This window comes from Streptomyces sp. NPDC059010 (assembly GCF_042740355.1).
GTDB lineage: Bacteria > Actinomycetota > Actinomycetes > Streptomycetales > Streptomycetaceae > Streptomyces.
The window spans coordinates 47,755-72,450 of record NZ_JBHYJA010000049.1; the positions used below are offsets into that span (position 1 = coordinate 47,755).

General features: G+C 70.1%; 21 protein-coding genes and 1 pseudogene. 7 read left to right on the plus strand and 15 right to left on the minus strand.

All coding sequences use genetic code 11. From position 1 onward, the window contains the following. Nucleotides 1–2 precede the first annotated feature (2 nt). From eboE to ACFWYS_RS37925, 4 genes are all read left to right on the plus strand, one after another. The gene (eboE, locus tag ACFWYS_RS37910; RefSeq protein WP_384779299.1) at nt 3–1,172 is read left to right on the plus strand and encodes a metabolite traffic protein EboE; all 1,170 of its coding nucleotides are present in this window, start codon (nt 3–5) and stop codon (nt 1,170–1,172) included. Beyond that, nucleotides 1,169–2,548, plus strand: a complete 1,380-nt coding sequence (locus ACFWYS_RS37915) for an alkaline phosphatase family protein (RefSeq protein WP_384779302.1) — start codon at nt 1,169–1,171, stop codon at nt 2,546–2,548. Before eboE ends, ACFWYS_RS37915 begins: the two co-directional genes overlap by 4 nt. Nucleotides 2,549–2,959: 411 nt before the next feature. Continuing rightward, nucleotides 2,960–5,698: a PQQ-dependent sugar dehydrogenase gene (locus ACFWYS_RS37920; protein ID WP_384779305.1), complete on the plus strand. Its 2,739-nt coding sequence runs from the start codon at nt 2,960–2,962 to the stop codon at nt 5,696–5,698. Further along, a complete protein-coding gene (locus ACFWYS_RS37925; protein WP_384779308.1) occupies nt 5,695–7,428 on the plus strand; it encodes a ThuA domain-containing protein in 1,734 nt (577 codons plus the stop codon). Before ACFWYS_RS37920 ends, ACFWYS_RS37925 begins: the two co-directional genes overlap by 4 nt. 74 nt (nt 7,429–7,502) lie before the next feature. Here the strand turns inward: ACFWYS_RS37925 and ACFWYS_RS37930 are convergent, their stop codons facing one another. Continuing rightward, nucleotides 7,503–8,672, minus strand: coding sequence for an ROK family protein (locus tag ACFWYS_RS37930; RefSeq protein WP_384779311.1), 1,170 nt, complete (start codon nt 8,670–8,672; stop codon nt 7,503–7,505). 104 nt (nt 8,673–8,776) lie between these two features. Between ACFWYS_RS37930 and ACFWYS_RS37935 the strand changes: the two genes are divergently transcribed. Beyond that, on the plus strand, nt 8,777–9,868 hold the full coding sequence (locus ACFWYS_RS37935; RefSeq protein WP_384779313.1) for a Gfo/Idh/MocA family protein: 1,092 nt from the start codon (nt 8,777–8,779) through the stop codon (nt 9,866–9,868). 15 nt (nt 9,869–9,883) lie between these two features. On the opposite strand, the gene ACFWYS_RS37940 is transcribed toward ACFWYS_RS37935, so the two are convergent. The 3 genes from ACFWYS_RS37940 to ACFWYS_RS37950 form a co-directional block, all read right to left on the minus strand. Next, nucleotides 9,884–10,054 carry a hypothetical protein gene (locus ACFWYS_RS37940; RefSeq protein WP_384779316.1) on the minus strand — a complete coding sequence of 57 codons (171 nt, stop codon included), beginning with the start codon at nt 10,052–10,054 and terminating at the stop codon, nt 9,884–9,886. 275 nt (nt 10,055–10,329) lie between these two features. After that, nucleotides 10,330–10,647 (minus strand): hypothetical protein, encoded by a 318-nt coding sequence (locus tag ACFWYS_RS37945; RefSeq protein WP_384779319.1) that lies wholly within the window; start codon nt 10,645–10,647, stop codon nt 10,330–10,332. Nucleotides 10,648–10,714: 67 nt separating this feature from the next. Next, nucleotides 10,715–11,011 carry a hypothetical protein gene (locus tag ACFWYS_RS37950; protein WP_384779321.1) on the minus strand — a complete coding sequence of 99 codons (297 nt, stop codon included), beginning with the start codon at nt 11,009–11,011 and terminating at the stop codon, nt 10,715–10,717. Between the two features lie 278 nt (nt 11,012–11,289). Here ACFWYS_RS37950 and ACFWYS_RS37955 point away from each other — a divergent pair. Further along, a pseudogene (locus ACFWYS_RS37955) lies at nt 11,290–11,951 on the plus strand (IS630 family transposase); the annotation flags it as partial. A gap of 815 nt (nt 11,952–12,766) precedes the next feature. On the opposite strand, the gene ACFWYS_RS37960 reads toward ACFWYS_RS37955, so the two are convergent. The 11 genes from ACFWYS_RS37960 to ACFWYS_RS38010 form a co-directional block, all read right to left on the minus strand. After that, on the minus strand, nt 12,767–13,213 hold the full coding sequence (locus tag ACFWYS_RS37960; RefSeq protein WP_384779324.1) for an ester cyclase: 447 nt from the start codon (nt 13,211–13,213) through the stop codon (nt 12,767–12,769). A 31-nt stretch (nt 13,214–13,244) separates the two neighbouring features. Further along, nucleotides 13,245–14,351 carry an NAD(P)-dependent alcohol dehydrogenase gene (locus tag ACFWYS_RS37965; protein ID WP_384779327.1) on the minus strand — a complete coding sequence of 369 codons (1,107 nt, stop codon included), beginning with the start codon at nt 14,349–14,351 and terminating at the stop codon, nt 13,245–13,247. After that, nucleotides 14,348–15,874 carry an aldehyde dehydrogenase family protein gene (locus tag ACFWYS_RS37970; RefSeq protein ID WP_384779330.1) on the minus strand — a complete coding sequence of 509 codons (1,527 nt, stop codon included), beginning with the start codon at nt 15,872–15,874 and terminating at the stop codon, nt 14,348–14,350. The genes ACFWYS_RS37965 and ACFWYS_RS37970 overlap by 4 nt, the downstream gene beginning before the upstream one ends. 31 nt (nt 15,875–15,905) lie before the next feature. Next, nucleotides 15,906–16,307 (minus strand): SCP2 sterol-binding domain-containing protein, encoded by a 402-nt coding sequence (locus ACFWYS_RS37975; RefSeq protein WP_381307466.1) that lies wholly within the window; start codon nt 16,305–16,307, stop codon nt 15,906–15,908. Nucleotides 16,308–16,329: 22 nt separating this feature from the next. Next, nucleotides 16,330–17,922 carry a long-chain-fatty-acid--CoA ligase gene (locus ACFWYS_RS37980; protein ID WP_384779333.1) on the minus strand — a complete coding sequence of 531 codons (1,593 nt, stop codon included), beginning with the start codon at nt 17,920–17,922 and terminating at the stop codon, nt 16,330–16,332. A 237-nt stretch (nt 17,923–18,159) separates the two neighbouring features. Next, nucleotides 18,160–18,915, minus strand: coding sequence for an SDR family NAD(P)-dependent oxidoreductase (locus ACFWYS_RS37985; RefSeq protein WP_384779336.1), 756 nt, complete (start codon nt 18,913–18,915; stop codon nt 18,160–18,162). Continuing rightward, nucleotides 18,912–19,970 carry a phosphotransferase family protein gene (locus tag ACFWYS_RS37990; protein WP_384779339.1) on the minus strand — a complete coding sequence of 353 codons (1,059 nt, stop codon included), beginning with the start codon at nt 19,968–19,970 and terminating at the stop codon, nt 18,912–18,914. Before ACFWYS_RS37990 ends, ACFWYS_RS37985 begins: the two co-directional genes overlap by 4 nt. Further along, nucleotides 19,967–21,169 carry an acyl-CoA dehydrogenase family protein gene (locus tag ACFWYS_RS37995; RefSeq protein ID WP_384779391.1) on the minus strand — a complete coding sequence of 401 codons (1,203 nt, stop codon included), beginning with the start codon at nt 21,167–21,169 and terminating at the stop codon, nt 19,967–19,969. Before ACFWYS_RS37995 ends, ACFWYS_RS37990 begins: the two co-directional genes overlap by 4 nt. 91 nt (nt 21,170–21,260) lie before the next feature. Then, nucleotides 21,261–22,031, minus strand: coding sequence for an SDR family NAD(P)-dependent oxidoreductase (locus ACFWYS_RS38000; RefSeq protein WP_384779342.1), 771 nt, complete (start codon nt 22,029–22,031; stop codon nt 21,261–21,263). 69 nt (nt 22,032–22,100) lie between these two features. Next, nucleotides 22,101–23,264, minus strand: a complete 1,164-nt coding sequence (locus tag ACFWYS_RS38005; RefSeq protein ID WP_384779345.1) for a thiolase family protein — start codon at nt 23,262–23,264, stop codon at nt 22,101–22,103. Nucleotides 23,265–23,281: 17 nt separating this feature from the next. Then, nucleotides 23,282–24,109 (minus strand): crotonase/enoyl-CoA hydratase family protein, encoded by an 828-nt coding sequence (locus ACFWYS_RS38010; RefSeq protein ID WP_384779348.1) that lies wholly within the window; start codon nt 24,107–24,109, stop codon nt 23,282–23,284. A 140-nt stretch (nt 24,110–24,249) separates the two neighbouring features. Between ACFWYS_RS38010 and ACFWYS_RS38015 the strand changes: the two genes are divergently transcribed. After that, nucleotides 24,250–24,696 (plus strand): alcohol dehydrogenase catalytic domain-containing protein (locus ACFWYS_RS38015; RefSeq protein WP_384779351.1); only part of this gene is annotated, 447 nt, incomplete at its 3' end.

Consider the following 24,696-nt stretch of genomic DNA (forward strand, 5'->3'; position numbering starts at 1 on the left):
GCATGCGCTTCCTCCACCCGGACGGCTCCACCGTCCACCTCGCGTACTGCACCAACGCCCACCCGGCCGAGACCCTGGCGGGTGTCCTGGCCCAACTCCGCGACTACTGCGAGCCGGTCCGCCGCCGCCTCGGCCTGGACCGCCTCGGCATCGGCCTGTGGCTCGCCGAGGACGCCGCGTTCACGCTCATCAGTGATCCCGACGCCCTGCAACTCCTGCGCGCCGAGCTGGCAATGCGGCGCCTTGAGGTCGTCACCCTCAACGGCTTTCCCTACAAGGGGTTCGGCGCCCAGGAGGTCAAGTACCGGGTGTACAGGCCGGATTGGGCCGAACCCGAACGCCTCCGCTACACCGCCAACCTGGCCCGTCTGCTCACCGCGCTCCTGCCGGATGGCGTCAGGGAAGGCAGCATCTCCACCCTCCCGCTCGCCTGGCGGACGTCGTACGACTCCAGGTCGGCTCACACAGCGCACAACGCACTCCTCTCCCTGGCCGAATACCTTGATGCCATGGAGCGATCGACCGGACGGTCGATCAGCATCGGCCTGGAACCGGAGCCCGGCTGTGTCGTGGAGACGACGGCCGACGCCATCGGGCCACTGTTCGACATAGGCCACGACCGGATCGGTGTCTGCGTCGACACCTGTCACCTCGCCACGTCCTTCCAGGACCCGGCGACCGCGCTCGGCAACCTCTGGTCCGCTGACATCCCCGTGGTCAAGGCTCAGCTCTCCGCCGCCCTGCACGCGCAGGACCCGCACCTGCCCGAGGTACGCGAGGCGCTGCGCGCCTTCGACGAACCCCGCTTCCTGCACCAGACGCGGGTGAGGACGACGGAGGGGCTGATCGGCACCGACGACCTCGATGAGGCCCTCGGGCTCGGCGGCCTCCCGGTAACCGGACCCTGGCGTGCGCATTTCCACGTGCCCCTGCACGCGGTGCCCGCGAGGCCGCTGACCTCCACGCTGCCCGTGCTGCGGGACTGCCTCACCCATCTCGTCGGCGGCTCCGTCGCCCGCACGCGCCACCTGGAGGTGGAGACCTACACCTGGGAGGCACTGCCGCCCTCACTGCGGCCTGTCGACCGCGCCGGCCTGATCGAGGGCATCGCCGCCGAACTCGCCTTCGCCCGCGACCTGCTGATCCACCTCGGCCTGAAGGAGCTGCCATGACCGGGCCCACCCCCCTGCTCGTGCTCGACGTCGTCGGCCTCACCCCCCGTCTCCTCGACCACATGCCGAACCTGCGCAGGCTGGCCGAGACCGGCTCCCAGGCGCCCCTCGGCACGGTGTTGCCCGCGGTGACATGTGCGGCGCAGTCGACGTTCCTGACCGGCACCCTGCCCGCCGAGCACGGCATCGTGGGCAACGGCTGGTACTTCCGCGACCTGGGCGAGGTGCTGCTGTGGCGGCAGCACAACGGCCTGGTCGAGGGAGACAAACTCTGGGACGCGGCCCGCCGCGCCCACCCCGGCTACACGGTCGCCAACATCTGCTGGTGGTACGCGATGGGCGCGGACACCGACATCACCGTCACCCCCCGCCCCATCTACTACGCCGACGGCCGCAAGGAACCCGACTGCTACACCCGCCCCGTCGCCCTGCACGACGAACTGACCGACAAATTCGGCACCTTCCCGCTGTTCCGCTTCTGGGGCCCCGGCGCGGACCTGGTCTCCACTCAGTGGATCATCGACGCCACCCGCCACATCATCACCACCCGGCGTCCTGACCTAACCCTGTGTTACCTGCCGCATCTGGACTACGACCTGCAGCGCTACGGCCCCGACGACCCGCGCTCCCTGAAAGCGGCCGCCGATCTGGACACCGCGCTGGCCCCGCTCCTGGACGACGCCCGCGCCGAGGGCCGTACCGTCGTCGCCCTGTCCGAGTACGGCATCACCCGTGTCACCCGCACCGTAGACATCAACCGGGTGCTGCGCCGCGCGGGCCTGCTGGAGGTGCACACACAGGACGGCATGGAGTACCTGGACCCGATGGCGTCACGGGCGTTCGCGGTCGCCGACCACCAGATCGCCCACGTGTATGTGCGCCGCCCGGAGGACCTGGACGCGACCCGTGCCGCGCTGGAAGGACTGCCCGGCCTCGGTCAACTCCTTGACGACGAAGGCAAGAAGGCGCAGGGACTGAACCACCCGCGCTCCGGGGAACTGGTCGCGATCGCGGAGCCCGACGCCTGGTTCACCTACTACTACTGGCTCGACGACGCCCGCGCACCCGACTTCGCGCGGCTGGTCGAGATCCATCGCAAACCCGGCTACGACCCGGTCGAACTCTTCATGGACCCGCTCGACCCCTACGTCATGGTCAAGGCCGCGACAGCCCTGGCGCGCAAGAAGCTCGGCATGCGGTACCGCATGGCGGTCGTACCGCTCGATTCCTCGCCGGTACGTGGCAGTCACGGCCGGCTGCCCGAGGACCCGGAGGACGGCCCTCTCATCCTCTGCTCCGACCGGCATGCCGTCACTGGCCCGGTCCGGGCCACGGAGGTGAAGAACCTGCTACTGGGTCTTGCGGGGGCGCCCTGATGGCGTCGTGGCGCCGCACCGGGCCCCAACCCGCAGGGTGGCAACCGTACGGACACCGGCTCGGCGTGCCAGAGGTGTCGGTACGGCGGGTTGGGGGTCCCGGGGCGGCTGTCCGGATTGCGGCTCACGCCGACTTCAACTTGGGCCTAAGTCCCCTTTGTTGGTCGATATCATGCGAGCCCTTATGACGGATGTCAAGCAAAAGAACCTGCGTGCAAGGCTTCCGTTAAGACTCTTGACGAGCAAAAGGGGGCCTGTCACTGTGGCGGCGCGTCCCGGACGCCGGCGGGTGGCACGCCGGCAGGGGCGGGTGATCCAGCCTCTCGACGCGGTCGGCGAGCGTGTCGAATGTCGAAAGGCAACTTCGTGTCTCGAAGAACACGTCCCTGGCGTGCGGCAATGGTGTCGTTCATGCTGATGGCCGCGTCACTCTCAGCGGTTGCCGGGCTCTCCACCCCCGCTGCCGCGCATGACATCGTTCCCGAGGACTTCTCGGAGGTCACCCTCGCAAAGGGCGGCGGGGAGCTCGGTGAGCCCATCGCGATGGAGGTGCTGCCCGACCTCTCGGTCCTGCACACCGCGCGGGACGGCAAGCTGCGGCGTACCGACAAGAGCGGCAACACCACCGTCATCGGCTCGCTTCCGGTCTACACGCATGACGAGGAAGGCCTGCAGGGCGTCGGCGTCGACCCCGGGTTCGCCTCGAACCGGCGGATCTACCTCTACTACGCGCCCGCCTCGGAGAACGTGAACCGCCTGTCCCGGTTCACGCTGAAGGCCGACTACACCCTCGACACGACGAGCGAGGTCAAGGTCCTCGACGTCGCCTCGACCCGGGGCATCTGCTGCCACGTCGGCGGCGACATCGACTTCGACTCCGCCGGCAACCTGTATCTCTCGACCGGGGACGACACCAACCCGTTCGCCACCGGCTACGCGCCGCTGGACGAGCAGCCCGGCCGCGAGGCCTACGACGCCCAGCGCACCTCGGCCAACACGAACGACCTGCGCGGCAAGATCCTCCGGATCAAGGTCAACGACAACGGCAGTTACTCGATCCCGCAGGGCAACCTCTTCGCGCCCGGCACGGCCAAGACCCGGCCCGAGATCTACGCGATGGGCCTGCGGAACCCGTACCGCATGAACATCGACAAGCAGACCGGCGCGATCTACGTGGGCGACTACGGCCCCGACGGCGGCCCCACCGACCCCAACCGCGGTCCGTCAGGGCAGGTCGAGTTCAACCGGATCACCGGCCCCGGCAACTACGGCTGGCCCTACTGCACCGGCACCAACACCACGGCCGAGACGTACAACGACTGGAACTTCGCGACCAACACGACCGGACCGAAGTACGACTGCGTCGACGGCCCCACCAACAACTCCCCGAACAACACCGGCCTGGCGAAGCTCCCCCCGGCCAAGCCGTCCTGGATCCGCTACGGCGGCGACGCCGGCAGCCCGCCGGAGTTCGGCGGGGGCGGGGAAGCGCCGATGGCCGGCCCGGTCTACCGCTACGACGCGACCAACCCCTCGACGACCAAGTTCCCGCAGTCGCTCAGCGAGCACTTCTTCGCCGGCGAGTTCGCGCGCGGCTGGATCAAGGCCGTCCATGTCACGTCCGGCGGCGGGGTCGGTGAGATCAGCACCTTCAAGGACAGTCCGTCGGACAACGTCAACCAGGTGATGGACGTCGAGTTCGGTCCGGACGGCGCCCTGTACGTCCTGGACTACGGCACCGGCGGGAACTTCTTGCCGAACGAGAACTCCCGGCTGCTGCGGTACGACTACGTCGGAGCGGGCGGCAACCACGCCCCGGTGGCCGAGGCCGGCGCGAACCCCAAGTACGGGCACGCACCCCTCGCGGTGAACTTCTCCTCCGCCGGGTCGAAGGATCCGGACGGCGATGCGATCAGCTTCTCGTGGACGTTCGGGGACGGACAGACCTCGACCGAGGCCAACCCGTCCCACACCTACACCGCCAACGGCACCTACAAGGCGACCCTGACCGTCCGCGATTCCAACGGCGCCACCGCGACGGCCGACGCGGTCATCGGGGTCGGGAACACTCCGCCGACCGTCACGGTCAGCCAGCCGGTGGACGGCCAGCTGGTCTCCTACGGCGACATCATCCCGTTCCAGTTCACCGCGACCGACGCCGAGGACGGCTCCTCACCCGATTGCAACCGGGCCTCGATGACCAACCTGGTCCGGCACGACACCCCTCCGACCACACACACGCACGCGCTGACCTCGGAGAAGGGCTGCTCGGGATGGATCGAGGCGCAGGACTCCAACGAGGGTGACGCCGCGCGGCTCTTCCCCGTATTCGACGCCGCGTACACCGACAGCAAGGCCCTCCCGGGCGGCAAGCGCGTCACCACCCAGCTGCGCAAGCGGCAGGCCGAGCACTACGACAAGTCCTCGGGCGTCAGGCCGTACGACAAGACCGCCGCGGAAGGCGGGCAGACCGTCGGCGACATCGACAACGGTGACTGGATCTCCTTCGCGCCCTACCGTCTGGAGAAGGTGAAGTCGTTCACCGCCCTGGTCTCCTCCGGCGGTGTCGGCGGCACGCTGCAGATCCGGTCGGGCTCGCCCACCGGACCCGTACTGGGCTCGGCGGCGGTTGCGAACACCGGCGGCTGGGAGTCGTTCAAGACGGTCACCGGCAATGTCTCCGGCGCGGCCGCGCAGACGACCACGCTGTACCTGACCTTCTCCGGCGGCTCCGGCAAGCTCTTCGACGTCGACTCCTTCAGCTTCACCACCGCGGGCCCGATCGTCGGCCTCGGCGGCAAGTGCCTGGACGTCGAGGGCGGCAAGTCCGAGGACGGCACCGAGGTGCAGATCTACGACTGCAACGACACCGGTGCGCAGACCTGGCAGCGCGACGGCCAGACGCTTCGGGCGCTGGGCAAGTGCCTGGACGTGAGCGGGGCCTCGAAGGACAACGGGGCGAAGGTGCAGCTGTATCAATGCAACGACACCGTCGCGCAGAAGTGGGAGCAGCGGGCCGACGGTTCGCTGGTCAATCCCAACTCCGGTAAGTGCCTTGATGTGGAGGGCGTCAACTCCGCCAACGGCACGCGCACCCAGCTCTGGACCTGTTGGGGCGGAGCGAACCAGAAGTGGAAGGTCCTGACGTGAAATACCGAGCATTCCTGAGCGCATCAGCGGCGCTGCTCACCACGCTCGTCGGCGTCAGCGCCGCGCCGACCGCCGCAGCGGCGGACGACTTCGACGTCCTGGTCTTCTCCAAGACCGTTGGGTTCCGGCACGGTTCGGCCATCACCGCCGGCCTCCAGGCGATCAAGGACCTGGGTGCGGCGAACGGCTTCACCGTCACCGCCACCGAGGACGCGGGCGCCTTCACCTCGGGCAACCTGGCCCAATACGAGGCCGTCGTGTTCCTCAACACCACGACCGTCACCAACGATCCCGCGAGCCGACTGTTCACCGACGCCCAGCGATCGGCTTTCGAGGCCTACATCAAGGCGGGTGGCGGCTACGTCGGGGTGCACGCCGCCGCCGACACCGAGTACGGCTGGCCGTTCTACGGCGGGCTCGTCGGCGCCTACTTCACGAGCCATCCGCACCAGCAGACCGCAGCGGTCAAGGTGGAGGACGGGGCGCATTCCAGTACGGCGCACCTGCCGGGGACCTGGAGCAGGTTCGACGAGTGGTACAACTACAAGACCAACCCCCGCTCCAGCGCGCACGTGCTGGCCTCGCTGGACGAGTCCAGCTACAGCCCGGGGTCCGACGCGATGGGGGACCATCCGATCGCCTGGTGCAAGCCCTACCAGGGCGGGCGCTCCTGGTACACCGGCATGGGCCACACCGATCAGTCCTACACCGACGCGGCCTTCCGCAAGCACCTGCTGGGCGGCATCCGGTACGCGGCGGGTGAGAAGAAGGCCGACTGCCGCCCCGAAACCGGCTACACCGCCCTGTACAACGGATCGACCACCGGCTGGTCCCAAGCCGGAGCCGGGAGCTTCAGCAACTCCGACGCCACCTTGAAGTCGCAAGGGGGCATGGGGCTGTTCTGGTACAGCGCCAAGCAGTACACCTCGTACTCGCTGAAGCTGGACTGGAAGACGGACGGCGACGACAACTCCGGCGTCTTCCTGGGCTTCCCGCCGTCCAACGACCCATGGTCGGCTGTGAACAACGGCTACGAGGTCCAGATCGATCCCACCGATTCCCCGGACCGGACCACCGGGGCCGTCTACTCCTTCAAGGGCCCGGATGTCGCAGCCCGCGACGCCGCGCTCAACCCGTCAGGTGAGTGGAACACCTTCGAGCTGCTCGTCGAGGGCGAGCGTCTCCAGGTGTTCCTCAACGGCACGAAGATCAACGACTACACCAACACCAACCCCGCCCGCTCCCTGGCCGGCCACATCGGCCTCCAGAACCACGGGACCGGTGACGACGTCTCGTTCCGCAACATCAGGATCAAGGACCTGACCACGGCTTCCCCGACCACGGTGCAGGCCGAGTCGTACTCGTCCGCGAGCGGGGTGTCGCCGTACACCAAGGCCGGGGCGAACGGCGGGCGGACTCTGGGCTACATCGATCCGGGGGACTGGGCGCGATACGACGGGGTCGCGGTGAACGGCGCTACGGGCTTCCGCGCCCGGGTCGTGTCCGGTGGTCCGGGCGGCACCCTCCAGGTTCGGACCGGTTCCCCGACCGGCCCGATCCTGGGCTCGGTCGCCGTGCCGAACACCGGTGGCTGGTCGACGTTCCGGGAGGTGTCGACGACCCTGTCGAATGTCCCGGCGGGCACCTCGGACGTGCATCTGACCTTCGCGGGCAGCGGGTCCGGCCTGTTCGACGTGGACGAATTCACCTTCACCAAGGCCGCGTCCTGACCGCCGACCAGACGTAGGCCGCAGGTTCTGGCCCCGCCGCATGCCAGCGGGGCCAGACCTGTGTCGATCCAGGGCTACGCACCCGCGACCGAGCGGTCCACCGCGGTGGGGTTGAGGACGTGCTCCAGGACCATGACCGACGCCCCTATGACGCCGGCGCGGTCGCCGAGTTGGCGGACGCGGACCGTGAGGTGCTGGGTGGCCAAGGGCAGGGAGCGGCTGTAGATGAGTTCACGGACGCCGGCCAGCAGATGCTCGCCGGCCTCGGACAGGTCGCCGCCGATGACGATCGCGCCGGGGTTGAAGAAGTTCACCAGCGACGCCAGGACCTCCCCGATGTCCCGTCCGGCCTGGCGGATCATCTGGATCGCCGCGGGGTTTCCGGACCGGACCAGGGCGACCACGTCCCGGCTGTCAGCCGTGTCCTCGCCGCCGGCGCGCAACCGCTCGGCGATCGCCGCGCCCCCGGCCACGGCTTCCAGGCAGCCGACGTTGCCGCACCGGCAGACCCGCTCGGGCGCGGTGGTGACCTGGACGTGCCCGATGTCGCCTGCGGCTCCCTGGGCGCCACGGTGCAGGCGGTGTTCGGTGATGATGCCGCAGCCGATTCCAGTGCCGACCTTCACGAAGAGCATGTGCCCGATCTCGGGGCTGACCGCCCAATGCTCGCCGAGCGCCATGATGTTGACGTCATTGTCGACGAGGACGGGGGCGCCGAGGCGTGGTTCGAGCCAGCCCGGTACGTCGAAACCGTCCCAGCCGGGCATGATCGGCGGGTTGACGGGCTGGCCCGTCGAGTGCTCGACCGGTCCCGGCAGGCCGATGCCGACTCCGCAAATGTCGGACAGCGTGTGCCCGCTCTCCCTCAACAGGCTCTCGAACTCCTGGACAAGCCACTCCAAGACCCGCTCGGGGCCCTCGGTGATCGCCCTGTCCTGGCTGCGCTCGGCCAGCACCTGGGTGGCCAGGTCGGTCACGGCGAGCCGCGCGTGCGTGGCGCCGAGATCGGCGGCGAGCACGACTCTTGCCCCGGCGTTGAACGTGAACGCGACGGCGGGCCTTCCTCCGGAGGAGATCGCGTCACCCGCCGGCATGATCCATCGATGGTCGAGCAGGGCATCGAGCCGCTGGGACACCGTGGACCTGGCGAGACCGGTGAGCTGCATCAATTCGGTACGGGTCAGGGCTTCGCCATGCCGCAGGATCGCCAGAAGTGCGCCTGCGCCTGCCGCTTCGATGGTCAACTCCGCATCCCCTCGTCGTCGTGACGCTCACCGATGGACAAAAGCATACCGAGCACGAAGCTTTTGCTTGACTGGCAGCATAAGTCGTCCATAGCATCCATGTCATGCTGGATATACGACGAGAATCATCGGAAGTCCGTGTTGGAATCATCGGAACTGGCTTTATCGCCCAGATCCACGCACGGGCCGCTCGGCAGGCCGGAGCGCGGCTCGCGGCTGTTGCGGATGTGGACGAGGAGAGGGCGCTCCAGGCGGGACGGCTCTTCGGAGCTGAACGAGCGTTCGGGTCGGCCGAGGACCTCATCGAGTCCGAGCTCGTCGATGTGGTGCACGTCTGCACCCCCAACCACCTGCACGCTCCTCTGGCGCTCAAGGCGCTGGACGCGGGGCTGGCAGTGATCTGCGAGAAGCCACTGGCGACCGACGCGCCGACGGCCGCCTTGATGGCGGAGCGTGCCCGTGACGCCAGGCTGGTTGCCGCTGTGCCGTTCGTGTACCGCTTCCATGCGATGGTCCGTGAGGCCAGGGCGCGGCTGGCCGACCTGGGCCGGATCAGCCTGATCCAGGGCAGCTACCTGCAGGACTGGCTGCTCAAGTCGACCGACGACAACTGGCGCGTGGACCCCGCCAAGGGCGGCCCCGGCCGGACCATCGGTGACATCGGATCCCACTGGTTCGACCTGGTCGAGTTCGTGACGGGGGAGCGGATCACCAAGCTCTGCGCCCAGACCTCCGTGGTGGTCGCCGACCGGGTGACCAGCGGCCCCGTCCTCACCGAGGACCTCGCCACCATCCAGTTCGCCACCGCCTCCGGCGCCCTCGGCTCGGTCGCCGTCAGTCAGGTAGCCCCCGGCCGAAAGAACCGGCTCTTCCTCGAGATCTCCGCCGCCACGGGCAGCCTCGCCTTCGACCAGGAGAGCCCGGAACGACTCTGGCTCGGAGCCCGCGAGGGTTCCCAGGCCCTGGTCCGTGACCCCGTGACCCTGTCCGAGGCAGCCAAGCCGTACTCGCCGCTGCCTGCCGGACACCCGCAGGGTTTCCAGGACTGCTTCAACGCCTTCATCGCCGATACCTACGCCACGGTGAAGGGCGAGCACCGAGAGGGCCTGCCCCTGTTCCAGGACGGAGCACGCGCCGCCCATCTCACCGACGCGGCACTCCAGTCGGCGAAGGAGGGAGCCTGGGTCGCGTGCTGAGGTGCGCATACGGTTTCACCGGTCGGCCGGCAGCTCTGGTACCCCCGCCCGGTCGAGCAGGGCCCACATCTCCGTCACGGGCAACGAGGGGGTGGCCGCTGCCGCACTGCCCACCTCCCGGTCGTCGAGCAGCTCGCCCAGCCGGACCACCGGCAGCCGGGGATCGTGGGCCGCCACCCTGCGCACGCCCGCGTCCGTGTCCCGGCTGAGCCGCTCGACCAGGGACGGCGAGGCGGCCGGATCACGCAGCGCGAGAGCGCGCTCCCTCGGATCCTCCGCGCCTGCGCAGCGCGCTGCCAGCCCGGCCGAAGGGAACCCCGGCCGGGCGCGACGAGCATGCCGACGGCACGGCGCGTGCCGTGCAGATACAGGTCGTACAGCAGCTCCGGCGGTGCTGTCGGATGCCACTCGGCGAGCAACAGCCGTACGGCGAAAACCTCGTCCTCTGCGAGGAGTTGCACTCAGTCCTCGGGCAGTTCCTCGCACAGCGCGGCGGTGCGCCGCAGCCAGGTGTGCGCCGAGTGCGCGCAGCGGCGCAGCACGTCCTTGTCCTCGCGCGAGCGCCACACCCACTTCAGCACGTCCAGCCGGTCCTCGGGCGCCACCGTCCAGTCGATCGCGGCCCGCTGAGCCTCCGTCAGCTCCGGCCCCGCGGAGAGGGCGAGCCGCACCTGCGGATCCTCGTGACCGGCCAGCCGGGCCGCGAGGTCTGCGGGGAACGTCGGGTTGAGCGCGAGCCGGGCCAGATGCCTGCCGTCGGCCATCACGCGTTCGGCCAACTCCCGGGGTGTCCACCGATGGCCTTTCAGTAAGAGTCGATTGTCCAACCTGCTCATGATGTGTCTGTCACGGTGGCTTGGTGTCCGGCGGGTAGCCCTTGGCGCGTAGGAAGGCATCAAGAGTAAGCGCGACGATGTCGCCGTGCTGCACACCGTGGTCCGCGTGATAGCGGCGGATGCGCCGCTGCAGTTGGAGAGCGTCGGGGACGGCGTAGTTGATCTGCCCACGACTGATGTGGCGGCCGTTGATGACCTCCAATGTGTCCGGATGAGGCGCCAACGGGTCGTCAGTCAGGTCGGATTGCGCTCCGAGAGCGTCAGCGAGTTCACGCAGCTGACGGGCGTGGCGCGAGAGATCGGGCATGGGGTACTCCAGTCCGGCCCACTAGTCGACTAGCTAGCCGCCTAGTGGACTAGTGGAATAGTCGATGGGTCGGGGGTGGGGGGCGCGCAGCAACGAGAAGGAGGCCACCACGGCGGTGGGGCCCCCGACGCACACCCACGCGGGGGGGGGGGAGCAGACCCCCCCCCCCACCCCAGAGCCCCTCGGGCGCCCTCTGGTGGTCTTTGTGTTTGGTCGGGGGGGGGGGGGGGCCCCTCCACCCCCCGGGGCCCCCCCCACACCCTGGGAGATGTACGCCGCGTCACCTGCGCCGCTGGGGCCTGTCCTTCCAGCGCCCGGACAAACGGGCCGTCGAGCAGGACGCGGAAGCGGTCCGGCTCTGACGGGAGGAGACCTGGCCGGCGATCCGCGCGCGGGCGAAGGCCGAGGGCGGTGAGGTGCTCATCGCCGACCAGGTCAGCATCCGCTCCGACCAGGTCACCGGCCGCACCTGGGGCGCCAAAGGATGCACCCCCGTCGTGCGCCGCACCGGCAACCGCTTCTCGGTCAACGCGATGTCCGCGATCAGACCAAGGGCCGCATGCACTTCATGGTGTTCACCGAGACCTTCGACGCCGACGTGATGTGCCGCTTCCTGGACCGCCTCGCGGGCCACTTCGACCGCAAGGTCCACCTCGTACTGGACGGCCACTCCGCACACCGCTCCCGCAAGGTCCGTGCCTGGCTGGCCGATCACCCGGACCGGATCGAGCTGCACTTCCTGCCGTCGTACTCGCCGGAGCTGAACCCCGACGAGCTGGTCAACGCCGACCTCAAACGGAGCCTTCCGATGCACAGCCGGGCCCGTGATCAGGCCCAACTCGCCGCCGAGACCCGCCGGTTCTTCCAACGCCGCCAACGCCAGCCGCACATCGTCCGCGGCTACTTCGGCGGACCACACGTCCGCTACATCCTCGAATAGAACCCTTTGAGTTTCGGATCAATAGGTTGTCGAGCGTGTTGCTGCTGGTCAGGGTGGTGTGAGGTCGCGTGCTGGTATGCCTTGCGGATGGGGGTGGCGCGGCGAGCAGTCGGGCCGATGAGTCCCTGAAGAGGCACTGAGTGGCGGTGGTCGGCTGCCAGGGGCGGCGGGCTGACCATCGGATTCTTCGCTGCTGGTGGCGGTCGTCTTTTGTGATCATGGCCTGCGGAAATGTCTTCAGGCGGGACGGCTGATGCGTGACGGCCCGGGATTGATGGTTCCTGGCCGAGACCGACCTGCCGAGCGTTTCAGGGACCGTCCAGGAGCTGCGCGGTGGTCGGGCCATGTGGCAGAGGCCCCGCCGCCTCGCGCGGCGGCCGGCGCTCTCGCAACATCCGGTACACCGCGGAACTGCCATTCAGCGGCGCCGGCATAAGGGCAGCCCTCGGTCGGCTCGCCGTCACCAACGCCGAACTGGAGATCCCGGGTACCTCGACGAGTTCATGGGTGTCCGCAGGGGCCCTTGAGTGGCGCTCAAGCAAGTCCTGCCCATGGCTGGGCAGTTGAGGGAGACGACACTGTCGCGCGGGGCGACGGACGCCCGTGCGCCCGTAGTGAACGGGGCAGTCTGGAAGCCCGTTTCGGGGGGTGGACACGCCTCGGGGCACCTGGGACACCGTGGAGGCGGCCGAGCAGGGCCGTTCGACGGAATTCACCTCGCGTTATGAGGCGAATGGCACCCTGTCAGGAGTGCGCGGCCGTGGGCGCGCCCTCGGTCGGACGCGCCCCGCTCAACATCGTTGGTCCTCAGTACGTCAGTTCGTCAGGCCGAGCTGCGTGAGGAATTCGAAGTGGTCGTAGTACACGCGGTATTCGCTGACCCGCCCGTCGCGCAGGCGCCAGAACTCGGCCAGCCCGATCCGGATGGACCGTCCTGTCGGAGGGATCGCGTTGCCGTCGGGCGCCGCGAGGTCCTGGGTGTGGGTGCCGGTCACCTCCAGCTCAAGGGCGATCTCGTCCCGCGCGGTGACGATCCGGTGCGGCCGGTGCGCGAGGTCGGGGAAGGCGGCGAAGAACCCGGCCATCCAGATGGTGACCATCTCGGGTCCCTTCTGCTGGAACCCCGGTGCCTCGATGACGCACTCCGGATGCAGGACCTGCTCGACCCAGTCGAAGTCATGGGCATCGACATGTGCGAAGAAGTCGACGACGAAGTCCTCGGACACGTCGGACACAGGGGTCACATCGGTCTCGGTTGTCATGTGACGGCTCCTCACCGTTCGTTGTGCCGTGTCAGGGGGCGTCGAAGACCAGTACGGGCTTGATGACCTGCCCGGAGCGGGCGGACGCGATCGCTTCGTTGATCTCGCGGAAGGGGCGGCGTTCGACCAGCCGGTCGAAGGGGAAGTCGCCTGCCCGCCAGAGCTTGATGAGCCTGGGGATGAGGTCGTGCGGGTCCGCGTCGCCCTCGATGACGCCGGTCAGGGTGCGGCCGATGAGGAGATGCCCCTGGTCGATGGTCATCTCGTTCTCCAGGCCCTGGAGTCCGAGCGTGGCGCAGACGCCGGGGGAGCGCAGGGCCTCCACCGCCTGGCGTACGACGGATCCGAGGCCCACGGCGTCGACGGTGAAGTCCAGCCCGGTTCCGGTGATCTCGGTGATGGCCCAGCCCACGTCCTTGGTCTGCGACGGATCGATCACGTGGGTTGCGCCGAGGTCGGTGGCCAGCTTCAGCCGTTCCGGATTGAGGTCGACCGCGACGATGGTCGTGCACCCGGCCGCCTTGGCCGCCATGACCGCGCTCAGTCCGACCGCGCCGAGACCGAAGACGCCCAGGCTCTGGCCGGCGGCGGGCCGGAGCACGTTGAACACGGTGCCGGCGCCGGTCATCAGACCGCAGCCGAGCGGGCCGAGGATGTCGAGCGGCACGTCGTCGTCGACCTTGACCGTGTTGCGGACGCTCGCCACCGCGTACGCGCCGAACGAGGACTGGCCGAACCAGCTGCCGTGGACGTCCTCGTCGCCGCGGCTCATGGTCGCGGTCCCGTCGAGGCGGGTGCCGAAGTAGTTCAGCGCGGCGAACAGTTCGCAGTAGGCGGGGTGCCCGGCCTCGCAGGTCGCGCATTCCCGGCAGGAGTCGAAGCTCAGGACGACGTGGTCGCCCACCGAGAGCGTCTCGACAGCGTCCCCGACGGCGTGGACCACGCCCGCGCCCTCGTGGCCGAGCACGACCGGGAGCGGCAGCGGGACACCGCCGGACTGTGCGGTGAGGTCGGTGTGACAGACGCCGACGCCCGCGATCCTGACCAGTACCTCGTCCGGGGCCAGCGCGCCGAACTCGACCTCCTCGATCGTCAGTTCGGCGCCGGGTTCCCTCAGGACGGCGGCGTTCCCCTTCATACGTTCTCCTTGGTGCGGTCCGCGACGGGCGGCAGTACGAGGTCGTAGACCCGTCGGTCCAGCCGGCGCGACAGGTCGATGTGGACGAACTTCTCCTCGGTGTACTCGTCGAGCGAGTGGGGGCCGAGTTCGCGGCCCTGGCCGCTCTGCTTGACGCCGCCGAAGGGGTACTCGACGCTGACCATGTGCCAGTCGTTGACCCACACGGTGCCTGACTCCAGGCGGCGCGCCACCTCGAGGGCGGCGTCGACGTCCTCGCCCCAGACCCCCGCCGACAGCCCGTACTCGCTGTCGTTGGCGATGGCGACCGCCTCGTCGACGCTGCCGTAGGGGATGACGCAGAGGACGGGGCCGAAGATCTCCTCCTGGGCGATGCGCATGTCCGGGCGGACACCTGTGAAGATGGTGGGCCCCACCCAGAACCCCGGGCCCTCGGGCACGGAACCGCTGTAGGCGAGGGTGGCGCCTTCCTTCTGCCCCAGCTCGATGTATCCGAGGATGCGCTCGCGCTGTTCGGCGGAGACGACAGGGCCGAGGTCGGTGTCGAACTCGGCCGGATCGCCGATCTTCATCGTCCTGGCCCGCTCGACGAGCCGGGCGACGAAGTCGTCGTGCAGAGCCTCGGGGAGCAGCAGTCTGGTGCCGGACTCGCAGGCCTGCCCCGAGTAGAGCATGCAGGCGAACAGGGCGCCGTCGACCGCCGTGTCGAGGTCGGCGTCGGCGAGCACGATGTTGGCGCCCTTGCCGCCGAGTTCCAGGGTGACCCGCTTGACGTTGTCGGCCGCCAGCCTGCTGATCTCGCGGCCGACGGCGGTCGAGCCGGTGAAGGCGATCTTGCGTACGTCCGGATGTACGGCCAGCCGCGCGCCCACTTCCTCGCCCTCCCCGGTGACGATGTTGAGGACGCCCGGCGGGAGTCCGACCTCGTGGGCGGCCTCGGCGAGGGCGAGGAGGGTGAGGGGGGTCTTCTCGTCCGGCTTGAGGACGATGCAGTTGCCCGCGGCGAGGGCGGGGCCGAGCTTCCAGACGGCCAGCAGGAGGGGGAAGTTCCAGGGCACGATGCCGGCCACGACGCCGATGGGCTCCCTGCGGACCACTCCGGTGGCGAGCGTGGGATAGGACAGCTGCGGGCCGGGGCGCTCGAAGGCGTAACTCCGGGCCAGGTCGGCGAAGTACTGGAGATGGGAGATGGAGTAGCCGACGTGGAAGGCCATGGCCTGCCGGATCGTGACGCCGTTCTCCTTGATGTGCAGCTCGACGAGTTCGTCCATCCGCTCGGAGAGCTTCGCGACGATCGCCGACATCACCTCCGCCCGTTCCTCGGGGCTCTTGCCGCGCCACTCGCCGCGCTCGTGGGCCCGCTTCGCGGCGGCCACCGCGAGGTCGGCGTGCTCGGTCCGCCCCCTGGCCGCCGTGGCGAACACCTGGCCCGTGGCGGGATCGACCATCTCGAACGGGTCGCCGGCCGCGTCCACCCACGCGCCGTCGATGTACATCCGGTAGTACTTGGTATCTGTCGTCATTGACCGACCTGCCTTGGGGTGTCGAGGGGGCTCAGTTACCGGCGTCCTTCTTGCCGACGAGTTCGCGATAGACCGGGAACAACGGCTTGGTCAGCGGCACCAGCTTGAGGATCTGGGTGACCGGGCCCTTGGCCTTGACCTGTCCCTTGGCCAGTCCGACCGCGACGTTGTACTCGCCGCGCCAGAACTTGTTGCCGTTGTCGGCTGACATCGCGAGCCGGACATCGGGTTCGTGGTCGTTCTCGCCCTCGATGACGACGATCTCGGGCTCCTTCATGAGCACCGTGATGGACGAGTCCGGGCCCGTGTAGTCGAGCCGGAGGGTGATGCCGGAGGCCTTGAGGACCGGGCCGACCTCGGGGTGGGTGTTGGCCTCCCGGAAGACGCCGCCGAGGTAGAGGTAGACCTCTTCCGCGCTGGTGAAGTAGCTCATCGTCAGATCCCTTGCTTGTGGTTCAGGTGTTGTCGGTGTCGTTCGCGTACGCCTTGCGCAGCTCGCGCTTGAGCACCTTGCCCGTGGCGGTGCGGGGCAGTTCCTGGACGATCTCCACCGTCTTGGGGCACTTGTAGGCGGCCAGGCGCGCACGGCAGAAGGCGATGAGTTCGGCGGCGTCGACCGCGGCACCGGACGCCACGGTGACGACGGCCTTGACCGCCTCGACGTAGGTGGGGTCGGGAACTCCGATGACGCACACGTCGGCCACGGCGGGGTGCTGGTTGATGACCCGCTCGACCTCGGCTGGGTAGATGTTCTCGCCACCCGAGATGATCATGTCCTTGACGCGGTCGCGGATGAAGAGGAAGCCGTCGTCGTCCATGAAGCCGGCGTCTCCGGTGCGGAACCAGCCGCCGCTGAAGGACTCGGCGGTGGCGTCCGGCTTGTCCCAGTAACCGGCCATGACCTGCGCGGACCTGATCCAGAATTCGCCGGTCCGACCGGCCGGCACCTCTTCGCCCGTGAGCGGGCTGGCCACCCGGACCTGGACGCCCGCCACCGGCCTGCCGGCCGAGGTGAGCAGGTGGCTCCGGTCCGGGTCGCGGTGGGCGTCCGGTCCCAGGACGCTGAACACCCCGGACGCCTCGGTCATCCCGTACACCTGGTAGAAGTCCTGCGTGGGGAACCTCTCCAGGCACCGTCGCATCAGCGGCAGCGGCATCGGGGATCCGCCGTAGCCCAGGCACCGCAGGCTGGACAGGTCCGCCGTGTCGAGTTCGGGCGTGGCCAGGAAGTACTCGTAGACCGTCGGGACGAAGAAGGCGTGGGTGACACCTTCCCGCCGGATCCGGTCCAGGACGGCGGCCGGGACCACGTCCCGGACCAGGACCGTGCGGGCGCCCGTCCAGAGGCCGATCAGGGCCCAGCTGATGCCGCCGACGTGGAACAGCGGCATGGCCACCATGTTCACGCTGTCGTGGGAGAAGCCGAACGCCTCCGCGGCCGAGACGCAGTGCGCTCCCAGGCTGCGGTGGGTGAGCATCGCGCCCTTGGGGAATCCGGTGGTGCCGGAGGTGTAGAGCAGGAGTACGCAGTCGTCCGGCTCGGGACGGTGGCCGCGGGGCAGCGGCGCGGCCGACGCAAGGCAGCTCTCGTACTCGTCGGCGTCGCCCCCGACGACGATGACCTTCGTCAGGTGGGGCAGCCGGTCCCGGATCTGTTCCAGTTGCGGGAGGAACTCGGCGCCGACGAGCAGGATGCGGGCCTGCGAGTCGGCGAGAACGTACTCGACCTCGCCGGGGCTCAGGCGCCAGTTGACGATGACGTGTGCGTACCCGTCCCTGGCCGCCGCGAACGTGGCCTCGATCGTGGCGGAGCTGTTCTTGTTGAGGGTCGCGAAGTGTTCGCCGGGGCGCAGACCGTCCGCGGCCAGTGCGGCGGCCAGACGGGAGACCCGGTCTGCAAGACCGCTCCAGGTCCACCGCCGGTCGCCCTCCGACAGAGCTTCGGCGTCCGGCGCGGTCTCGTTCCGGAAGTCAAGGATGCCGTGCAGATCGCTGCCGGGTGCGGGGCAGTCGGTGTTCTCGGCTGCGTTCGGTGTTGCTGTCGCCATGTTCGATTCCTCCGGTACTGGCCGCGGGCCGTTGTCCGAAACGGCGGGAGAGAGGCGGCGAGTGTGGGTCGGTGGCGGAAGGTTCTGCCCCGGCGGGTCGCGGGGCGGTGCGGGGAGTGGCCGCCGGACCGGCTCTCAGGGGAGTGCGGTGCGGCCACAGTAGGACTGACCGCTTGTACGGTCAATAGAGTGGACGGGTGGAATTCCCGCCTGTCCGGCCTCGACGGGCGCCGGCTCTCAGGCCCGCCAGAGACGACGGCCCGGTCTGGTGATCACGATGCTGGGGACCACGGCCGTACGGGACAGTCCGACCACGGACGAGACCATGTCCGCGACGTCCCCCGCCGTGATCATGTCCTCCGGGGCCAGCCGCTCGTGCATCCATGACGTCATGTCGGTGTCGACGTACCCGGGTGCCACCGCACAGGCGGAGACGCCGGCCTCGGACTCCTCCACGTTGACCGACTCGCACAGTGACAGCACGGCCGCCTTGGTCGCCGCGTAGGCCGCCAGCGACGGCTCGGCGGTGACGCCGGTGATGGAGGCGATGGCCACCACTCTGGTGCCGTGGCGTACGCCGGTGCTGTCCCGGGGCCGGGAGGCCGTGGCGCGCAGCGCGGGCAGGCATTCCTGGACCAGCTGGAACGGGGCACGCAGGTTGACGGCGTACTGCTTGTCCAGCCGGGCCAGGGGAAAGTCGGCGATCGCGCCCGTCTGCCCCATCCCGGCGCTGAGCACGAGCGCGTCCAGCCGGCCGTCGTACGCCGCGAGGTGCTGCCGCGCCACGTCGCGGACGTCGGCCTCCTCGGCCATGTCGCCCGGCGCCGTGTGCACGCGCACTCCGTACTCGGCGCGCAGTTCGTCGGCCAGCGCGCGCAAGGGTTCGGGGGAGCGGGCGGCGAGGCTCAGATCCCAGCCGTCGGCGGCGAGGCGGCGCGCGACGGCCGCACCGATGCCGCGGGAGGCTCCGGCGATGAGTGCGGTGCGGGTCATGTCGCTTCCTGTCCGGTCAGTGCGGCGGACCCCGCCCGCAGCAGGGGCAGTACGGCGTCGCCGACGGTGTGGAAGCCGTCGCCGACGGTCTGCCCCGCGAGGTGGCGGGCGTGGATGCCTTCCGCGATCACGGCGAGCTTGAAGTAGCCGAGCGCCTGGTAGAAGGGCAGTTGGCTCAGGTCCGCGCCGGTCCGGTGGGCGTAGTGCTCGGCGAGTTCGCCCGCGGTGGGGAAGCCGGGGTTGCCGTGCAGGATGTGCCGCACGCCGAGCACCGGTTCGCTGACGGGGTCCCAGTAGACGAGCAGCATGCCCAGGTCCGTCAGCGGGTCGCCGAGCGTGGCCATCTCCCAGTCGACGATCGCGCGGACCAGCTCCGGGTCGGCGCGGTCGAGGAGGGTGTTGTCCAGGCGGTAGTCCCCGTGCACGATGCCGCTCGGGCCTTTTGTGGGCAGCCGGTCGACCAGGGCCGTGAACAGTTGGTCCACGAGGGGTGTCTCCCTGGTCCTGACCAGGCCCCACTGGCCGCGCCAGCGCTTCAGTTGGCGCGTCAGATAGCCCTCGGGACGGCCGAACTCCCCCAGCCCCACCGCCGCGGGGTCCACCGCGTGGAGCGCTGCCAACCGGTCCACGAGGGCCAGCGCACACCCGCGCTGCTCGTCGGCGCTGAGCGACGCGGCGTCCTGGGCGCTGCGGACGACCGTCCCGTCGACGAACTCCACCACCGCGAACGGGGCCCCGATGACCGAGCGGTCCTCGCACAGGCCGACCGGCGCCGCCACCGGAACGCCGGTGCCGTGCAAGGCGGCGACGACGCGGTACTCGCGTGCCATGTCATGGGCGCTGGGCGTCAGAGTGCCCAGCGGCGGGCGACGCAGCACCCAGTGGTGCGGGCCCGCCTGGATCTCGTACGTCAGGTTCGACCTGCCGCCCTGGAGGAGGCGGGCCCGTACGGGTCCGTCGAGGTCGGGGACGAGCTCGCCGAGCCACTTCCCCAGCGCGTCGACGTCCAGGCCGATCGGCGACCCGGCCGACGTGGTGATGTCCGTCGCGGTCATGTCGCGGTCTCCTCACGGTGGCGTGCGTGGCGGCTGACGGCGCGTCGAGCGATGGCCCAGCGGTGGGTCTCGGAGGGGCCGTCGTAGATGCGGAAGGCCCTGACCTCGCGCAGGAAGCGGGAGAGCGGGACGTCGGAGGAGATCCCCAGGGCGCCGCAGATCTGCACGGACCGGTCCACGACGCGGCCCACCGCCTCAGCGACGAACGTCTTGGCGATCGCGGACTCCTGGGCGCCGCGTGCCCCACTGTCCAGGACCCGTGCCGTGTCGTGGATGAGCGCCCTACTGGCTGCCAAGTCGATCTCGGAGTCGGCCAGTTGCTGCTGGACCATGCCGAGTTCGGCGAGCCGCGAGCCGAAGGCCTCGCGGGTGCTCGCCCGCTCCAGCGCGATGTCCTGCGCGCGCCGCGCCAGGCCGAGCCAGCGCATGCAGTGCGTCAGCCGGGCCGGCGCCAGCCGCACCTGCGCGTACTCGAACCCCCGGTCGACCTCACCGAGGACCTGTTCGTCGCCGACGACACAGCCGTCGAAGACGATCTCGCTGTGGCCCCCGAACAGGCCCTCGTCGAGGGTGTCGATGTCCCGCTCGATCGTCATGCCGGGCCGGTCGGCGTCGACCAGGAACATGGTCGCCCCGCCCCGGTCGCCCGGCGCACCGCTGGTACGGCCCATGCAGATGGCGAATCCGGCACCCCGCGCGCCGCTGATGAACCACTTGCGGCCGTCGATGCGCCAGCCTCCGGGGACTCGCGTGGCCGTCGTTGCCAGCGCGCTGGGGTCCGAACCCGCGCCCGGGGCCGGCTCCGTCATCGCGAAGCAGGACCGGATCTCACCGGCGGCCAGCGGGGCCAGGTAGCGCCGCTTCTGCTCCTCGGTGGCGACCTTCTCCAGGAGGTGCATGTTGCCCTCGTCCGGTGCCGCGATGTTCAGGGCGAGCGGACCGAGCAGGGAGTAGCCCGCCTCCTCGAAGACGACGGCCTGGGCGAGGGTGTTCAGGCCGAGCCCGCCCCAGTCCCGGCCGACGTGCGGGGCGAGCAGGCCTGCCTCGCGGGCGGCGTCCTGCAACCGGCGCCGTACCTTCTCGGGGCCGTCGTGGACCCGGCCGCCGGTCTCGGTCTCCACGGGGATCACCATGTCACGCACCAACTGTCGGGTGCGTTGGGCGAGTTCGGCGACGGAGGGATCGATGTCGATGGGGATGTGCACGGTGGCGGCGCCTCTCGATCGTGCGGTCGGGGTCGGGGTCGGGGTACGTCGGGGGTAGGTGGTCGCGCGCCGGGGCCGGACCGCGTCAGCGCGGTGCCATGCGGATCGCGCCGTCGAGGCGGATGACCTCGCCGTTGAGCATCGGGTTGGCGACGATGTGCTCGACCAGTGCGGCGTACTCGTCGGGATCGCCGAGTCGGCTGGGGTGCGGCACCTGGGCGCCGAGCGAACGACGCGCCTCGTCCGGCAGCCCGTTCAGGATCGGGGTGGCGAACAGACCCGGGGCGATGGTGACCACACGGATCAGGCTCGCGGCCAGCTCCCGCGCGATCGGCAGGGTCATGCCGACGATGCCGCCCTTGGAGGCCGCGTACGAGGCCTGCCCGATCTGTCCGTCGAACGCCGCCACGGAGGCGGTGTTGACGATGACGCCGCGTTCCTCGCCCTGCGGCGCGGTCGGCTCGGTGTCCTGCATCCGCTGCGCGGCGAGCCGGATCACGTTGAACGTGCCGACCAGGTTGATCTCCACCACCCGGCGGAAGCGCTCCAGCGCCAGCGGTCCGTCCCTGCCGACGGTGCGGCCGGGGTCGCCGATGCCCGCGCAGTTGACGACCACTCGGAGTGGTGCCGCGTCCCCGGCGAGGTCGAGCGCGGCCGCGACCTGCTCGGGGTCGGTGACATCGGCGGGCGCGAAGACGGCTTGGCCGTCGAGGTCCTTGGCGACCGCCTCGCCCGCCGAGGAGGGGAGGTCGGCGATGACGACCAGGGCCCCGGCCGCCGCAAGGCGCCGCGCGGTGGCCAGCCCGAGCCCGGAGGCGCCGCCGGTGACGAGGGCGGCGCTGCCAGAGAGATGCATGATGGGTCTCCTTGGGAGGTGCTCGAACTGGGAGCTGCGTGGAGGGGAGTTGCTCGAACGGGGGAGGGCTCAGAGCCGCTCGATGATCGTGGCGTTGGCCATGCCCCCGCCCTCGCACATGGTCTGCAGGCCGTAACGGCCGCCGGTGGCCTCCAGGTGGTTGACCAGGGTGGTCAGCAGCCGGGTGCCGGAGGCCCCGAGGGGATGGCCGAGGGCGATGGCACCGCCGCGCGGGTTCACCCGGTCCGGGTCGGCTCCGGTCTCCCGCTGCCACACCAACGGCACCGCGGCGAAGGCCTCGTTGACCTCGAAGGCGTCGATGTCGTCGATGGCCAGACCCGCCCGCTCCAGCACGCGGACGGTGGCCGGGATCACGCCGGTGAGCATCAGCAGCGGGTCGCTGCCGGTCACCGAGAAGGAGTGGAACCGTGCGCGGGGGCGCAGGCCCAGGGCGGCGGCCTTGTCCTCACTCATGATGAGCGCGGCGGAGGCGCCGTCGGTGAACGGGGAGGAGTTGCCCGCGGTGACACGCCAGTCGATCTCCGGGAAGCGCCTGCCCGTGGCGTCGTCGAGGAACGCCGGCTTCAGTCCGGCCAGGGCCTGAGGGGTGGTGGTCGGCCGGACCGTCTCGTCCGTGTCATGGCCGCCGACCGGGACGATCTCGCCGTCGAAGCCGCCCGACGCGGCGGTCGCGGCGGCGAGCCGATGGGAGCGCGCGGCGAAGGCGTCGAGCTCCTGCCGGTCGATCTTCCAGCGAGCGGCGATGAGCTCCGCCGAGACACCCTGTTGGATCAGGCCGTCGGGATACCGCGAGGCGAGCGGGGCGTACGGGTCGCTGCCCTGGACGGCGGAGAACATCGGCACCCGGCTCATGGACTCGACACCGCAGGCGATCGCGATGTCGTACGCGCCCGCCAGCACGCCCTGCGCCGCGAAGTGCGCGGCCTGCTGGCTGGATCCGCACTGCCGGTCGACGGTCGTGGCCGGCACCGTCTCGGGAAGCCCGGCGGCCAGCACCGCGTTGCGCGCGATGTTGAGCGCCTGCTCACCGTTCTGCCCGACGCACCCGGCGATCACGTCGTCCACCAGAGCCGGGTCGAGGTCGTTGCGCCGCAGCAGTGCGCTCAGCACTGTGGCGAGCAGCTCCACCGGGTGCGTTCCGGACAGCGCGCCGCCCGGCTTGCCCTTGCCGGAGGGCGTACGTACGACATCGACGATCACCGCTGACTGCACCGCTGTCTCCTTGGCTGTCACTTGCCCTGCCACAAGGGCGGGCGCTTCTCGGCGAAGGCCCGCGGGCCTTCCTTGGCGTCCTCGCTGCGGCGGACCTCGCCGAACTCGGCCTCGTTCATGTCCCAGATCGCCGGGCCCCAGTCGGAGCCGTACTCGGCGCTGCGCCGCATGATCCGTTTGCTCGCCCGGACGGCCAGCGGCGCGTTGCCCGCGATCTGCCGGGCCAGCCGCAGGGCACGGTCGACCACCTGGTCCGCGGGCACGACCTCGTTGACCAGGCCCCAGCGCAGCGCGGTGACCGCGTCCAGCGGCTCACCGGTCAGTGCGGCGTGGGCCGCGACCTTGGGCGGGATCTGCCGGTGCAGCCGCAGCAGCCCACCGGCGGCGGCGACGAGCCCGCGCTTCACCTCGGGCAGCCCGAGCTGCGCGTCCTCGCTGATCACCGCGAGATCGCAGGCGAGCACGATCTCGGTGCCGCCGCCGAGCGCGAAGCCGTTGACGGCGGCGATGAGCGGCTTGTCGACGACGTGGCGCACCAGCCCGGCGAACCCCCATTCGGGATGCCCGGGCGCACTGACCGGCCGGCCGGCCCCCAGCTCCTTCAGGTCGGCGCCGGCGCAGAAGGCCCGCCCCGCCCCGGTGATCACGCCGACGCTCAGCTCCGGGTCCTCGTCGAGTTCCCGCAGCGCGTTGCCGACGGCCGCCGACATCGCCGCGTTGACCGCGTTCATCGCCCGGGGCCGGTTGAGGGTGATCACGGCGACCGGACCCTCGCGGCGCAGGACCGCGGCGGCCTCCTGCTCCGGCTGATCCAGGATCTCCGGTGACTGTACGGGGAGGGCCACGCTCGGCTCCTTCGTCGTGCGGGTGGTAGCTATGAAGCTACTGTTGACCGCTCGTACGGTCAACAGTAGTGTCGGTCACGGTACGCGGACCGATACGCGCGGACCCCTACGCGGACGGACCCCCGGGAGCGGACATGCGCATGCAGGCAGCTGTACTCAGGGCCGGTGACGGGCCCTTCGTCGTCGAAGAGGTCGACATCGCCGATCCGGGGCCGGGGCAGGTGCTCGTGCGCATCGCCGCGGTGGGCTTCTGCCACACGGACGTACTGCCGCGCGGCGAGGGCTTTTTCGCCCGGCCGCCGATCATCGCGGGCCACGAGGGAGCCGGGGTCGTCGAGGCCCTCGGGCCCGGCGTGACGGAGCCGCCGGTGGGCTCCCACGTCCTGCTGTCGTTCGACCACTGCGGCGCCTGCGAGAACTGCCTGGACGGACACCCCGCCTACTGCCGGTCGTTCCTCCAGCGCAACCTCACCGGCGCCGGGCCCCCGAGCCGGGGCGGGCCCGGGGCCCCCCCCCCCCGCCAACCCCCCCCCCCCCCCGGGGGTGGGCCCGCACCGGGGGCCCCCCCCCCCCCCGGGGGGCGAACC